The sequence below is a fragment of the Geobacillus uzenensis genome (genome assembly GCF_002217665.1).
GTDB classification, from domain to species: domain Bacteria; phylum Bacillota; class Bacilli; order Bacillales; family Anoxybacillaceae; genus Geobacillus; species Geobacillus subterraneus.
The window spans coordinates 219,916-232,296 of the sequence record NZ_NEWL01000006.1; the positions used below are offsets into that span (position 1 = coordinate 219,916).

The 12,381-nt window shown below is 54.1% G+C and carries 20 protein-coding genes; 4 read left to right on the plus strand and 16 right to left on the minus strand.

What is annotated here, in order from left to right:
• Window positions 1-82: 82 nt before the first annotated feature.
• From B9L21_RS08525 to B9L21_RS08555, 7 genes are all read right to left on the minus strand, one after another.
• Window positions 83-976, minus strand: a complete 894-nt coding sequence (locus tag B9L21_RS08525) for a DUF1028 domain-containing protein (RefSeq protein ID WP_063166009.1) — start codon at window positions 974-976, stop codon at window positions 83-85.
• Window positions 977-1,117: 141 nt separating this feature from the next.
• Window positions 1,118-1,249, minus strand: coding sequence for a YjcZ family sporulation protein (locus tag B9L21_RS08530; RefSeq protein ID WP_020959727.1), 132 nt, complete (start codon window positions 1,247-1,249; stop codon window positions 1,118-1,120).
• 33 nt (window positions 1,250-1,282) lie between these two features.
• Complete coding sequence (locus tag B9L21_RS08535; RefSeq protein ID WP_011231081.1) at window positions 1,283-1,381, minus strand: YjcZ family sporulation protein; 99 nt, start codon at window positions 1,379-1,381, stop codon at window positions 1,283-1,285.
• A 131-nt stretch (window positions 1,382-1,512) separates the two neighbouring features.
• Window positions 1,513-2,442: an EamA family transporter RarD gene (gene rarD, locus B9L21_RS08540; protein ID WP_063166010.1), complete on the minus strand. Its 930-nt coding sequence runs from the start codon at window positions 2,440-2,442 to the stop codon at window positions 1,513-1,515.
• 180 nt (window positions 2,443-2,622) lie between these two features.
• Complete coding sequence (locus B9L21_RS08545) at window positions 2,623-2,712, minus strand: YjcZ family sporulation protein (protein WP_108209749.1); 90 nt, start codon at window positions 2,710-2,712, stop codon at window positions 2,623-2,625.
• Window positions 2,713-2,802: 90 nt separating this feature from the next.
• On the minus strand, window positions 2,803-2,988 hold the full coding sequence (locus B9L21_RS08550) for a CorA family divalent cation transporter (protein ID WP_225995655.1): 186 nt from the start codon (window positions 2,986-2,988) through the stop codon (window positions 2,803-2,805).
• Window positions 2,989-3,003: 15 nt separating this feature from the next.
• The gene (locus tag B9L21_RS08555; RefSeq protein ID WP_063166011.1) at window positions 3,004-3,894 is read right to left on the minus strand and encodes a cation diffusion facilitator family transporter; all 891 of its coding nucleotides are present in this window, start codon (window positions 3,892-3,894) and stop codon (window positions 3,004-3,006) included.
• A 174-nt stretch (window positions 3,895-4,068) separates the two neighbouring features.
• Between B9L21_RS08555 and B9L21_RS08560 the strand changes: the two genes are divergently transcribed.
• Window positions 4,069-4,767 carry a class I SAM-dependent methyltransferase gene (locus B9L21_RS08560; protein ID WP_063166012.1) on the plus strand — a complete coding sequence of 233 codons (699 nt, stop codon included), beginning with the start codon at window positions 4,069-4,071 and terminating at the stop codon, window positions 4,765-4,767.
• A gap of 213 nt (window positions 4,768-4,980) precedes the next feature.
• On the opposite strand, the gene B9L21_RS08565 is transcribed toward B9L21_RS08560, so the two are convergent.
• The 3 genes from B9L21_RS08565 to B9L21_RS08575 form a co-directional block, all read right to left on the minus strand.
• Window positions 4,981-5,799, minus strand: coding sequence for a D-alanyl-D-alanine carboxypeptidase family protein (locus tag B9L21_RS08565; protein WP_063166013.1), 819 nt, complete (start codon window positions 5,797-5,799; stop codon window positions 4,981-4,983).
• Between the two features lie 33 nt (window positions 5,800-5,832).
• Window positions 5,833-6,543, minus strand: a complete 711-nt coding sequence (gene deoD, locus B9L21_RS08570) for a purine-nucleoside phosphorylase (RefSeq protein ID WP_063166014.1) — start codon at window positions 6,541-6,543, stop codon at window positions 5,833-5,835.
• Window positions 6,544-6,824: 281 nt separating this feature from the next.
• The gene (locus B9L21_RS08575) at window positions 6,825-7,229 is read right to left on the minus strand and encodes a hypothetical protein (RefSeq protein ID WP_063166015.1); all 405 of its coding nucleotides are present in this window, start codon (window positions 7,227-7,229) and stop codon (window positions 6,825-6,827) included.
• A gap of 131 nt (window positions 7,230-7,360) precedes the next feature.
• On the opposite strand from B9L21_RS08575, the gene B9L21_RS17625 reads away from it, so the two are divergent.
• On the plus strand, window positions 7,361-7,519 hold the full coding sequence (locus B9L21_RS17625; RefSeq protein WP_017437412.1) for a hypothetical protein: 159 nt from the start codon (window positions 7,361-7,363) through the stop codon (window positions 7,517-7,519).
• Between the two features lie 35 nt (window positions 7,520-7,554).
• On the opposite strand, the gene B9L21_RS17630 is transcribed toward B9L21_RS17625, so the two are convergent.
• Window positions 7,555-7,719, minus strand: coding sequence for a hypothetical protein (locus tag B9L21_RS17630; RefSeq protein ID WP_168157884.1), 165 nt, complete (start codon window positions 7,717-7,719; stop codon window positions 7,555-7,557).
• A gap of 119 nt (window positions 7,720-7,838) precedes the next feature.
• Window positions 7,839-8,156 (minus strand): hypothetical protein, encoded by a 318-nt coding sequence (locus B9L21_RS08580; RefSeq protein WP_063166016.1) that lies wholly within the window; start codon window positions 8,154-8,156, stop codon window positions 7,839-7,841.
• 156 nt (window positions 8,157-8,312) lie between these two features.
• On the opposite strand from B9L21_RS08580, the gene B9L21_RS08585 reads away from it, so the two are divergent.
• Window positions 8,313-9,437 carry a DUF2515 domain-containing protein gene (locus tag B9L21_RS08585; RefSeq protein WP_063166017.1) on the plus strand — a complete coding sequence of 375 codons (1,125 nt, stop codon included), beginning with the start codon at window positions 8,313-8,315 and terminating at the stop codon, window positions 9,435-9,437.
• Window positions 9,438-9,469: 32 nt separating this feature from the next.
• On the opposite strand, the gene B9L21_RS08590 is transcribed toward B9L21_RS08585, so the two are convergent.
• Window positions 9,470-9,649 (minus strand): YozD family protein, encoded by a 180-nt coding sequence (locus B9L21_RS08590; protein ID WP_008879287.1) that lies wholly within the window; start codon window positions 9,647-9,649, stop codon window positions 9,470-9,472.
• Between the two features lie 132 nt (window positions 9,650-9,781).
• Between B9L21_RS08590 and B9L21_RS18055 the strand changes: the two genes are divergently transcribed.
• A complete protein-coding gene (locus B9L21_RS18055) occupies window positions 9,782-9,904 on the plus strand; it encodes a hypothetical protein (RefSeq protein WP_257722304.1) in 123 nt (40 codons plus the stop codon).
• On the opposite strand, the gene B9L21_RS08595 is transcribed toward B9L21_RS18055, so the two are convergent.
• From B9L21_RS08595 to bioB, 3 genes are all read right to left on the minus strand, one after another.
• The gene (locus B9L21_RS08595) at window positions 9,886-10,530 is read right to left on the minus strand and encodes a hypothetical protein (protein WP_063167359.1); all 645 of its coding nucleotides are present in this window, start codon (window positions 10,528-10,530) and stop codon (window positions 9,886-9,888) included. The genes B9L21_RS18055 and B9L21_RS08595 overlap by 19 nt on opposite strands.
• A 131-nt stretch (window positions 10,531-10,661) precedes the next feature.
• Complete coding sequence (locus tag B9L21_RS08600; protein ID WP_063166018.1) at window positions 10,662-10,880, minus strand: YozE family protein; 219 nt, start codon at window positions 10,878-10,880, stop codon at window positions 10,662-10,664.
• 426 nt (window positions 10,881-11,306) lie between these two features.
• Window positions 11,307-12,305, minus strand: a complete 999-nt coding sequence (bioB, locus tag B9L21_RS08605; RefSeq protein WP_063166019.1) for a biotin synthase BioB — start codon at window positions 12,303-12,305, stop codon at window positions 11,307-11,309.
• Between the last annotated feature and the right edge of the window lie 76 nt (window positions 12,306-12,381).

Genomic DNA, 12,381 nt, shown 5'->3' on the forward strand with positions numbered 1-12,381 from the left:
CCCATCATTCGGGGCATCCTTCATTGCGACGATGTCAAAACGGACAAGCCGCAAAACGTTCCGGTTGACAACCGGCTGCTGTTTAGTCCGCCGCCTTTGGCGACGGCTGTTGTTTCATATACGCCAGCACGTCAAGGTCGATCTTTCCTTTTCCCGCTTCGCGCTCTTCAAAGTTTTCCGTATGTATATACGCCGTCAGCGCCTGATGGAGCGCCTCGCTGTCCCCCGTTTTTTCCTCCGGCAAATAGCCAAGGCGGACCAGCTCGGCGGCAACTTCCTCCTTGACCGCTCCTTCAATCGCTGCCACCTTCTCCGGCCGCGGCTTCTCGAAATACAGCTGCCGCAATTGATACAGGCGGATCAGCTCCTCGATCGGCTGCGAATGGTCATCGACGCGCAAATCGATATAACGGTCATTGAAGCCGCCGTATCCCCCTCCTTCTTTTACGACAAGCAAGGCGGCCGACTGTTGGCCGCGGCGATCCCCTCCTGCCGCTTGGCCTGCTTGGAGCGCCTTTAACAGCCGTTCGGCGAGCGGGCCTTTCGTCTGTTCAAACGTTTTTCCCATCGCCAACACGGTTTCCTCTCCAGCTAAAATGTTGCCTTGGGCTGCATAGTTCGGACCGGTGATGCCGCCGGCCCACGAATAACATTTTTTCCCGGTGAACGTCGCCGCCCGGCCTTTGGCGTCAACGATGCCGACTTGCCGCAAATCGCGCTCGCTGTCATCAGCAATGAGCCGTTCGAGCGTTTCTTGTGCCGTTTTTCCTTCGGCCATCCACTCGAGGCCGCGCGGGCCGTACGACGTGTTGGCGTACGACTGCGTCGCCACCGCCCCGACGCCTGCTTTCGCCCATGGCACAACCGCGCCAACGCCTAAAAATTTCGACTGGACAGCAATGCCAAGCTCCCCGGTCGCCGGATCGAACGCGACGATCGAAAACGTCGCGACCACGTCTTTCGGAATGCGTTTCATTTTCCCGCCCTCCACGTTGCGCTGAATTTTTTATTCTCCTTTATAGTTCTCCTCTTCCCTCCGGTCTTCCTGCCTCTTTCAAAAAAATGACGGGGGAAACGGCCGTTGCCCGGCCGCCTCCCCCGCTTGCCCATCATCTGCTTAGCACCAAGTTGCCCCGACGATAATGAGCAAAATAAACAGGACGACGATCAACACGAAACCGAAGCCGTAACCGCCGTAGCCCGGATAACCGAAGCCATAGCCGCCCCAGCCGTAGAAGCCATATGGCATATTCGTCACCTCCTTGCTAACAGGTAGGGTTCATTAATACACCCAACCACCGATACATGCACATCCGACAATAATTAACAAGATGAACAGAACGACGATCAGCGCAAACCCGCCGCCGTAAGCTGCACCCATTTGCCAGCACCTCCTTCGTTTTTGTACTAGTAGACTATTCACGGAGCGGGGAATTGGTTAGGTGTTTCGGCAAAAATGGGTATTTGCCGCGCGGGGGCAAAAAGAAAGACGGCCCGCCATCCGGGCCGCCGTTACGCTTGCAGCGAATTTTGCTTCCATTTTTTTCGCTCCGGCGCCTGCCTAATTTGTACGATAGAAAACAGGATCAACGCCGCCCAAATGCAGCTGAATGCGTACAAATGGGCTTTCGTGAACGGTTCACCGAACAAAAAAACGCCAAGGAGAAGGCTGATCGTCGGCGAAATGTATTGCAAAAAGCCGAGCATTGTCATCGATACGCGCTGTGCCCCTTTGGCAAAATACAAAAGCGGCACAGCGGTGGCCGGTCCAGCTCCAGCAAGGAGCACCCATTGCCACCATGCCGCTGCCCCGATGAGCGCCGGCGTTTCGTTGTATAGCCATACTAAGTAAATGACCGAAATCGGCATCACCGCCATCGTTTCCAACGTCAGACCGACGGATGAGTCAACGCTCGCCAACTTTTTCACTAAGCCGTAAAATCCGAATGACAAAGCGAGCGATAGAGCCACCCACGGAAATGAACCGTATTCCACTGCCATCACGGCCACGCCGACCGCAGCGAGAAAAAAGGCGATCCATTGCCCAGCGCTTAGCCGTTCGCGCAATACCACCGTCCCGAGCGCCACACTGACCAGCGGGTTGATATAATAGCCGAGGCTGGCTTCAACGATACGGTGATGGGTCACTGCCCATATGTAAATAAACCAGTTGGCGCTAATGAGCAGCGCAGCGGCGGAAATCCCCCACGCTAACGCCGGCCGGCGGCGCATCGCCCCAAGCTCTTGGCGCCAGGCAGCGAGCCGTCCAGTCGCCGCCAAAAGAATAACCATAAAGCCGAACGACCAAATGATGCGATGGGCCAAAATCTCAAGCGCCGGACGCGCCTCAAGCAGCTTCCAATAGAGCGGCAGCACCCCCCATAACAAATACGAGGCGGCGGTATATAGGATCCCTTGTTTTTCTTCACTAAGATGCCCCACGTCATGATCCCCTTTTCCTTAATATCTCCGTTCCATTATACCGCCGCTGCCTAATTTTATCTATACAAAAGTCCGGCGGGCCACAGCAAAACGGGGCGGCGCCCGTCCCCGTTCCCTTGCAGCCTTGCTTGGCCGCGCCGTTTGACTTGTTTCCGCTTTTATGTTTTTTCAGGCTGCCGCTTACCAACCGACACAAGCACAACCGACAATAATCAATAAAATGAACAAGACGATCACAAGTGTATAACCGCTGCTGACGAAACCGCTCATAGCGGGCACCTCCCTTATGGATTCACGGGACCATCATATGCGCCCGCCCGCCCAAATGGCCGGGCAAATGCCCACTTTCCGGAAAAACCCCTATTTTTCTTTCGTCCCCGTCTCCCCCCACCAACCTTTTCGTTTGAAATAGAGGGCGATGAGCGCGGCGACAGTAGCCATAAGGAGCAACGCGAGCGGAGGATAACCGTATCTCCATTTCAGCTCCGGCATGAACGTAAAATTCATGCCATGTTGGCTGTACCGGAAACGCTCGCTGCGGAGCACCGGCAAGCAGGTGTCTTACCCTTGCCGATCCACCTGCGCTTCCGGCTCGACATGGACGTGCGTCGCCCGGATGTTATGCCGTTTTTTCATCAGCCGTTCGACTTCGTCGGCGATTTCATGACTTTTCGCCACTGTTAAGCGCGAATCGACGCGGATCGTCACTTCAAGCACAATATCGTTGCCTAGCGTGCGCGCCTTAATGTCGGCAACATCGCGCACACCGCCCACCGCAGCGATTTCTTCGCGGTAAACGGCGAGCTTCCTTTCATCAAAACCGTCGGTCAACGTATGCGCCGTTTCCATAAAAACTTCCCATGCCGTTTTGCAAATGATCGCGCCGATGATGAGCGCCGCCAGCGGGTCAAGCCATGGCCACTCGAGCCGCGCCCCGACGATGCCGATCGCCGCTCCGGCGCTGACAAGGGCATCCGATAAGTTGTCTTTCGCCACGGCGGCGAGCGCCGCACTGTTCGTCCGCCGCGCCAACCGGGCATTGACGGCGTAAATAAGGAGCATGACTGCTGTCGAGGCGAGGGCGACCGCCGCCGCCAGCCAATCAGGGGCGGCCTTCTTTCCGCCATGAAGAAGCGTACCGGCGCCGCTGATGACAACATCAATGCCGATCGACATCATTAAAAAGGCGGCCAAAAGCGACGAGATGTTCTCCGCCCGCGAATGCCCGTACGGATGATTACGATCGCGCGGTTTTTTGGCGATTTTCATGCCGATATAGACGGCCGCTGAAGCGATCACATCGCTCAAATTATTCCAGCCGTCCGCCTTCACTCCGTCCGATCCAGCGGCTGACCCGGCGAAAAGTTTGCCGGCCGCCAGCAAAAGATAAACAGCGATGCTTAACAGCGCGCCGGCCTCAGCCCGTTGTTTCCATTCCACATGCTTCACCAACCTAGCCGTTTCATTCTTGCACGTATCAGTGTACCAGCTTGATATCGGTTGAGTCTACAGCAAGAAAATTGCCTCCCTTCACGAGTATAGAGACAAGCAAACTTTTTTGCCTAAAAACAAAATCGAACTCTTTTGCGTATGATAAACCAATTCAAGCGAAAAGGGGAGAAACAGATGACTTCGTATTTGAACTGGTTGGCGGAAATGGGGATCGACGGCGCCCATCCAGGCGGCTTTGAGTTAACAAAAAATATATTACGTAAACTTCATATTGACCGTTCATCCTCAGTGCTTGACGTCGGCTGCGGAACGGGGCAGACCGCCGCGTATATTGCCGAACAGTACGGGGCGGATGTGACAGCGATCGATCTCCATCCAACGATGATCGCCAAAGCGAAACAGCGCTTTGCCGCCATGGCTGTTCCGGTTCGCCTGCACCGCGCTTCGGTCGAAGCGCTGCCGTTCCCCGCTGAAACATTTGACCTCGCGCTTTCTGAGTCGGTGCTCGCCTTCGTTTCACTGCCGAAAGCGCTCGCCGAAATTCGTCGGGTGCTGAAAAAAGGCGGCACGTTCATCGGCATCGAAGCATGTCATGAGCGGTTAACCGGCGCCGCGCAGCAGCGAATCACCGCTTTTTATGGCTTCCGGCAGCTGATGACGCCGGCCGAGTGGAAAGGGACGCTTGAACAAAGCGGATTTCGCTGCCGCCATTTTTCCTACACAGCCGCGGCAGAAGCACCGAGCCAAGGGGCGCCGCTCATCATCGCCTTTCCTTCGACACCGGAGATGGCCAATATGTGGCAGACGCATCAGCAGCTGACGGCACAGTTCGGCGACCGACTCGGCTATTGCATCTTTTGGTGCGAAACATAACCTTCATGCAGCCATCGCCGCCGCGCCAAACAAAATAAGGTGTCCTCTTTCGAGTCAGTGAACAGCACGGCTAGCCTAAAAGGACGCCTTTCTCCATGAGAGACATAAAATGTTGTCCTGCAGAAAACGTTCATCATGTATGCAGCAATGAAAAAAGGGGGCCCTGCCGCTTTTGCGACACCCCCGTCCAAACTTTTTGAACTCTAGTTCTGCTTACACTTTTTTTACTGTTTGAAAATATTCTTCAAGCGTCAAGCCGCGCTCTTTGATCACTGCGGCCGCCTTCCGCCCGACATAACGGATATGCCACGGCTCATACTTGTAGCCGGTCACCGCTTCCTTTCCTTTCGGGTAGCGGATGATGAACCCGTACTCGTGCGCATGGGCGGCAACCCATTGCCCTTCTTTTGTCGCTCCGAACGCCTCCGTCAGCTGATAGCCGGCCGAGCGGCTGCTAATGTCGACCGCAAGCCCGGTTTGGTGCTCGCTTTGCCCCGGATGGGCGACCGCTTGGACGGCTTTTTCTTTCCCTTTTTGCCGCACTTCTTCGGCAAAAACCACCTGCTGCCGTTCATACGACCGATAGGCGGAGACGGCCACAAGTTCAATGCCGTCGCGGCGGGCAGCGGCAAACATCTCTTCAAGCGCCGCAGCCGCCTCAGCCCGCATATGCCGCTTTTCTGCCTTCGGGTCATCAAACGAAAACGGCACGCGCGGCACGACTAAGTCGGCCGGCTTGTAGCCGGGCGGAAGCGACTGTTCTTTATTGACAAGCACTAAAATGTTGTCCGGATTCATGATCACCTTTTGCCCATTTTGCACCTTGATGACGTTCCAATATTTCTCCTCAAGCTGCAAGTCGGGGTCAACCGGACGGTCGTCTGCCTTGCCCGATCCATCGCCGCCGGGCTGCACCGCGCTTTCCGGAGGCTGTCCGGATGGGCCGGCTGGGCTGCGGTCGCCGCTTTCCCCTGTTTGGCAGCCGGCGAGCAATAGGCACGCCAGCATTGCCGCTTGCCATCGCTGTTTCATTCGTCTTCCCCTTTTCCGTTTCCTAGCAAGTCGTTACACACCGCTGCGGATCGCCGCTTCGAGCGCCACTTCAATCATTTCATTAAACGTCGTTTGCCGTTCTTCGGCCGTCGTCTCTTCCCCGGTGACAATATGATCGCTTACGGTCAGCACAGACAACGCCCGGCAGCCGAATTTCGCCGCCAGCGTATAGAGCGCCGCCGTTTCCATTTCGACAGCCAGCACGCCGTAGCGCGCCCACGTTTCCCAGTTTGGCTCATCGTTGTAAAACAGATCTGCCGTAAAGACGTTGCCGACTTTGAGCGCCAGCCCTTTTTCCACGCCAACGTCATACGCCGTCCGCAGCAAGTGGAAATCAGCCGTCGGCGCGTAATCGCGGCCGCGGAAAATGAGCTGGTTCATGTTCGAATCCGTTGAGGCGCTCATCGCCAAAATGACGTCGCGCACGCGCACATCCGGCTGAATCGCTCCACATGTTCCGACACGGATGAGCGTCTTGACTCCATAACTTCGAATTAATTCATTGACATAAATTGAAATGGATGGCACACCCATCCCGGTTCCTTGTACGGAAACGCGGTGCCCTTTATACGTTCCGGTAAAACCAAGCATGCCGCGCACTTCGTTGTAGCATGCCGCTCCTTCTAAAAACGTCTCAGCAATATATTTGGCACGCAGCGGATCGCCCGGCAGCAAAATGCGCTCGGCAATCTCCCCTGGCTTTGCTCCGATATGTACGCTCAATGTGATTCCTCCTTCTGTTCAAACGATCATGATCGAGTCAGACTCTTGTTTATCATATCATATGTTTGCGGAAAATGGCAGTCTCGTCTCGAGTAGCTGGGGCAGCGAGCGGGTATACTATTCGTGCCCACTTGGCGGGAAAGGAGGAAAGACGGTGAAAAAGAAACTAGAGCAGGCGGTGGAATACGCCAATAAAACAAATCCATCGTCAAAAGCAAACAACCAACCGTCGACGTCAAAAAAAGAAAAGACAAAATTTTAAGGGAGAACTGCTCTCCCTTTTATGACGTTTTGGAACGGTAATCGTCGCGGTGGCGGCGCGCTAAATACCTTTCGTTGATATACAGCACTTTTTTATCTTTGCTGCGCGTATATTTCTTCTCGCGCCCACGCCGCCTGGCGAGCAGCCAGCAAGCCAGCAAATACAGCGGCAAAATCAGCTGCATCGCTCCGGCGAAAACGTACCAAAATCCGCTAATATCAGCCAGGTCGCGCAAGTAAACGTCAATGCCGCCAAACCGATAGTACATCGCAGCGACAATGGCAGCAACGGCGACGATATTGGCGGCGTGGAGAAGAGGAATGCTTCTCCAGCGGAACAAAAACCGCTCGACCTGCCCTTTGATCCAAAGCGACGCGGCGATCAAGACAACGCATAAAAGCAGCGACAACGCAAGTGCGGCCATCGTTTCGTCCCCTTCCCACATCTCTTCTATTCGGATCCGCCCGCCTGAGGCCGCTTGCAAACATTTTCCGCCGATGAACCCCCCTTTTGCCGCATACACTAACGACGACAACGGTTCAAGGAGGGAACACGATGGGCAAAAAACACCGCAACCGCATTAACGGGCAGAAAAAGAATAACCATATTCCAAAAGAGGCGTTGATCGCCGAAGACGCGGCGCACGCCAAAGAATATTCCGCCGCCGGCGGCCGGAAAAACGGTCCAGGCCATCACGACAACCCCGAATCATAATTAATCGTAGAAACCCTTGTGCCACACAAGGGTTTCTATCGCGGTTCCGACGGTTCGACTTCGTCCCAAGCAAGCGTGACGACTCTCGTATAGTCTCCGCGTTCGATTTCTTCTTTCGTTGCTTTTTCGTTCAGCTCCTCGTCATCATCAATTCCTGGCGCCACCGTCGGCGCATCGCGGCGCTGGCTGTGATTTTCCACCGAATCCGCCCCCTTTCCTTTCTTATCCGTTCCCTAAACCGCCAGGCTTTATTCGGTATTTTTTCTTTTATTATACCATCATCAGCCATCAACGCGCGATTATATTTTTGAATATTCCGTCAACAAACACGCTGGCGCTCTACCGGTTGCCAGCCATCCGGGCAGAGGCGGTAATACGTCTGTCCTTTCCGTCCTTCGTCGATGAGCACAATATCGCCCGTCCCCATAAACCGGGCCTGGCAGTTTTTCGGCATCAAATCCGCCACGTTAAACATCCGGTACAAGATCGACAACGCCTCGTGATGATCAGCCGCCGTCACCGTAAGCCGGCATACTTGACGATAGCCTTTCGTTTCCCCGAAGCGCGGCGTTTGAAAAATGGCCGCTTCATAAGCGCGTTTTGCCATCCACATCTTTTTCCCCCATAAACGAACCATTGTTTTCCTCTCCCTTCCCCTGATAATCGACCGTCTGTATCCTATACTATTAGTGATTGCGTTTGTCGATTCCTTCGGCAAAACGGCGCACCTTTTGTCGAAGCGGTCGTAGTCTTTTTGACAAAATCCGCGACCTATGCAAGGAGGGACACCTGGATGCCGACTCGTCTGCTCGCCTTATTGCACCGCCCGCTCCAATACGCGTACCGCTCTTTTTTATACCGCCACCCGGTTCGCCTCGCCGATGCCGACTTGCTCCGCCGGATGATGACCGCCCGCCTTTCCCCTTCGCCTCCTCGGCAGCTCAGTGCCGAGGAGGCAGCCATCGTCGCCGCCATCCGGCGGAAAACAGCGGAACATAACCGCAACAACGTCACGCGTACGGCGGCCTATTTGGCGTTTTTCGAGCGCCATTTGGAAATGCACTGGGCGTTTTTGGCTCACCTCGTCTCGCGTAACGGCGGCTGGAACATGACCGACTTGCGCGGCGGCCTCCTGCCGTTGTTGTTGCCAAAAGAAACGGTCGCGCCGCTCTTTTTGTTTCTGGAGCGAGCCAATGCGCTCATTTTTCACGACGCTTATCCGCAGCTTTTGTTGTATGAGGAAAGCAAGCGCCAAGGAACGCCGCTGTTTCATTTGCTGCCGTTTTTCTCCGTCTCTTCGTTTATGAAGCCGCTTTGGGAACATTTTTGGAAAACGGGCGACGCCGCGCTGCTTACCGTCGCGTTAATTATTAACGAACAGCAGTACATCCAGCTTCGCGTCATTGAACACCCGTTTTTCCGCGCCCGTGTGCTGTCGAGCTGGCCGTTTATCGCCGAGCAATGGCTCGGGTTCAATGATGTGCTCATCCCTCTAGCCCGCGGCCGCAGCGGCGCTTTAGTTGGAACGACCGTGCGCGATTTTTCTGATGTTCATCACCGCATTCACATCGGCAAAACGCTGTACAGTTTGCTGCTGTTTGATCCGCGCCTGTTTCGCCGCGCCTACCGCTTTGCCCGCTGCGTTCCCCATAGCGGCTCGCGCGCCGACTATTGGCCGCAAACGTTTGCCGCAACATATGATGGACGCCGCCTGTACAGCCCTCGTCTCGAGGCCGCCTGGCCGGATCTTGCGCACTCTTTTGACGACCGGCGCGACTGGTTCACTGATGACACGATCATGCGGGCGCTTGAGACGCTTCCGCTGCCGGCCTCGGGCGAAATGACAGACCGCTACAAGCGGCATTTGGCCATGATGAAAGCGGCCGCCATCGCGGCGGCCAAGCCGGCGGGCGTCTAATCCCGCCTCGAACATCATAAAAACGACGAGGGTTACTCGTCGTCGACATCAATTTCTTCATCGATAATGCATTTTTCTAGCAAATAGTCAAACGTAATATCGGCGAGCTCCTCAAGCTCCTCCTGCGTCGGCACAAAGCCGCGGCGAATGAGTTCTTGGTAAAAAAACTCGGCGATTTCCTCCGTGTCAATAATCACTTCAATTTCCTTCACCGCATCTCGCCCCCTTTGTAATGTTGTATGTCGCCGCCTTCCGTTTTATGTCAAAAATCATGTTGTACTACTTTTTCTGTCTTCGCCATACATATGTACTAAACAAAACAAACATACGGAGGGCGGAACGAAATGGACAAGCTGACTACATTGGATAAAATGATGGAAACAGTTGTCAACGGGCTGGCTGCGCTCGTCATCTTCGCCGGCATTCCATATTTTCTCTTTATTCTTTGTCAGTTTCTATTATGGTGATTGACGATCGCTTGTAAACGCTGAACAACCGTTTCCATCATCCGTTTATATTGATCATCGCCAAACCATTCATACAGCGCTTTATAGTCGTTGTACATATCGAGCAGCTCGTCGACCGACGGTCCGCTGTTTTCGCCATTAGTCAGCGGCAGCAAAAGCGACGCGTTCATCGGTGTGGCGATGACAATGTCCTGCACGAGCGTGACGGACGTTTCCTCCCCGTCGGCAAGCGGAATAATGTCTTCAAGATGAACTTCAATTTCCCAGCCGTCCGTCAGCCGCTTCAATTCATAAATCGTCTCTTCCCATCCTTCCCCGTAGTAGCGGTAAATTTCCGTCCGCACCCCGACGACTTTGAACAAATGGCCGCCATAATCGCGGACGCGGACAATTTCACCAAGGAAAAACGGCAGCTCAATTTCAATTTCCTCAGCGATCCATAAATCGCCTGTAAACTCAGACAATAAAACGAGCGCCTGCTCGGTAAACAAACTGTGGCCATGGTTAATTTCGTATAAAAACGTGCCGTCAATTTGTTGGATATCGGTGACGGTCCCGACCGTTCCGTACAATGTGTTGACAACGATATCACCGACGGAAAATTTCGGGCGTTTCGGCGCGCTCATCGGCATCTCCCACCCTTTTGAACAAATGGTTAGTATAGTATATGCATGCATGAAAGGGTGGACACCTTTGCCAGCGCGGAAAAAGCGGTTTGAAAGCGCTCCCAATACACAAAACAGGAGCGTTTTCCTAGTTACGCTTCATGCAAAAACTGCTCCCACAGTTCATCAAAAATGACCATGCTTTCCAAATAGTCGCCGTGTAACTCCAAATAGACGCTTAATTCTTCATAATCCGCTGATCCTTTCGGAAAGCTGTGGTCGTCATACGCCCCGTTCGCAAACCGCACGACCGGGTCTTCTTCACGCCCGTGGCGGAAGCGCAATAAATAGCGGTAAAACGATCTTGCCATGTTTCCCCATCCTCTTCCTTTCTCTTTGTTGCTATTATAATGAGCTTTTTCATGTTTGTGAAGCCTTTTTTCGCCGCTTGTATTGCCATCGTACGCGCTAAGCCTGCTTTTCATGCCAAAGATCGAGGACTTTCATGAATCTACATGCAACCGTCCTTTCCGTCATACGAGCGAAGAAGCGCGAATATCCTAGCCTTCCCCACTAATCGGGCTGCCTTCGATCATAAAGCCCCCGCGCATAGGCCGCCGCTCCCGGCATGCCGTCTCCGCCTGTCACCACCTCGAGCAGCGCGCATGAAAAAAGAGTGTCCCGAAAGCAGCCGGGACACCCTTGTCCGTTGCTAGATACGCACTGAACACTTCGGTAATACCATATCTTCCATCTTTCTTAAGGAAAGGCGGCCTTTGAGGCCACCCCCTCAACCGTTATACAGCGCCGGCTTGCGGCGCCGGAGCAAACTCGATCTCAAACCCAAGGTCTTCAAGCATCTTGTAATCGGCCGACTTTTCCTGCCCGGCGGTTGTTAAATAATCGCCGACGAAAATGGAGTTGGCGGCATACAGACCGAGGGGCTGAAGCGAGCGCAAATTCACTTCCCGTCCGCCGGCGATGCGAATTTCTTTTGTCGGGTTCATATAACGGAACAGCGCCAACACTTTTAAGCAATAACGCGGATTCAATTCATTCGTTCCGGCGAGCGGCGTCCCGTCGATCGCATGCAAAAAATTGACCGGAATCGAATCGGCATCGAGCGCCCGCAGGCTGCGCGCCATATCGACAACATCTTGCCTCGTTTCTTTCATGCCGATAATGACGCCCGAGCACGGCGAAAGCCCCGCTTCCTTCACCGTTTCGACCGTCCGCACCCGGTCATCATATGTATGAGACGTCGTAATATGCGGATGGTGTTGTTTCGACGTGTTAATATTATGGTTGTAGCGGTCCACCCCCGCCTCTTTCAGCCGCGCGGCTTGTTCCGGCTTTAACATCCCAAGGCAGGCGCACACTTTCAGCCCGAACCGTTCCTTAATTTCTTTGACGGCGGAAACGACCGCGTCTACTTCCTTATCGCTCGGTCCGCGGCCGCTCGCGACGATGCAATACGTTCCGATGCGCAAACGGTGCGCCTCTTCCGCCCCACGTAGCAACGTTTCTTTATCGATCATTTTATACGTCTTCACCGGTGCCGTCGACACGGCGGACTGCGAACAGTAGCCGCAGTTTTCCGGACAAAGGCCGGATTTGGCGTTGATGATCATGTTCAATTTCACCTTATTTCCATAATAAGTCGAGCGGATTCGGTACGCCCCTTGCAAAAGAAGGAGCAGCTCCTCGTCCGGACAGTCGAGCATCGCCAGCGCCTCTTCATCAGCCAGCTCGTACCCTTCAATCACTTGTTCGGCTAATGACAGCCAATCAGCCATCTTTTCCTCTCCCCTTTCCCATCATTACATTTATCGTAGCGGACAAAATCGATTATTGTCAACCTATTTTTGTTTT

What these genes read in the sequence shown, in the direction of transcription:
- B9L21_RS08525 (WP_063166009.1), bottom strand. Translation starts at nt 976, where the DNA reads ATGAAACGCATTCCGAAAGACGTGGTCGCGACGTTTTCGATCGTCGCG.
- B9L21_RS08530 (WP_020959727.1), bottom strand. Translation starts at nt 1,249, where the DNA reads ATGCCATATGGCTTCTACGGCTGGGGCGGCTATGGCTTCGGTTATCCG.
- B9L21_RS08535 (WP_011231081.1), bottom strand. Translation starts at nt 1,381, where the DNA reads ATGGGTGCAGCTTACGGCGGCGGGTTTGCGCTGATCGTCGTTCTGTTC.
- B9L21_RS08545 (WP_108209749.1), bottom strand. Translation starts at nt 2,712, where the DNA reads ATGAGCGGTTTCGTCAGCAGCGGTTATACACTTGTGATCGTCTTGTTC.
- B9L21_RS08560 (WP_063166012.1), top strand. Translation starts at nt 4,069, where the DNA reads ATGACTTCGTATTTGAACTGGTTGGCGGAAATGGGGATCGACGGCGCC.
- B9L21_RS08565 (WP_063166013.1), bottom strand. Translation starts at nt 5,799, where the DNA reads ATGAAACAGCGATGGCAAGCGGCAATGCTGGCGTGCCTATTGCTCGCC.
- B9L21_RS08575 (WP_063166015.1), bottom strand. Translation starts at nt 7,229, where the DNA reads ATGGCCGCACTTGCGTTGTCGCTGCTTTTATGCGTTGTCTTGATCGCC.
- B9L21_RS17625 (WP_017437412.1), top strand. Translation starts at nt 7,361, where the DNA reads ATGGGCAAAAAACACCGCAACCGCATTAACGGGCAGAAAAAGAATAAC.
- B9L21_RS08580 (WP_063166016.1), bottom strand. Translation starts at nt 8,156, where the DNA reads ATGGTTCGTTTATGGGGGAAAAAGATGTGGATGGCAAAACGCGCTTAT.
- B9L21_RS08585 (WP_063166017.1), top strand. Translation starts at nt 8,313, where the DNA reads ATGCCGACTCGTCTGCTCGCCTTATTGCACCGCCCGCTCCAATACGCG.
- B9L21_RS18055 (WP_257722304.1), top strand. Translation starts at nt 9,782, where the DNA reads ATGGACAAGCTGACTACATTGGATAAAATGATGGAAACAGTTGTCAAC.
- B9L21_RS08595 (WP_063167359.1), bottom strand. Translation starts at nt 10,530, where the DNA reads ATGAGCGCGCCGAAACGCCCGAAATTTTCCGTCGGTGATATCGTTGTC.
- B9L21_RS08600 (WP_063166018.1), bottom strand. Translation starts at nt 10,880, where the DNA reads ATGGCAAGATCGTTTTACCGCTATTTATTGCGCTTCCGCCACGGGCGT.
- bioB (WP_063166019.1), bottom strand. Translation starts at nt 12,305, where the DNA reads ATGGCTGATTGGCTGTCATTAGCCGAACAAGTGATTGAAGGGTACGAG.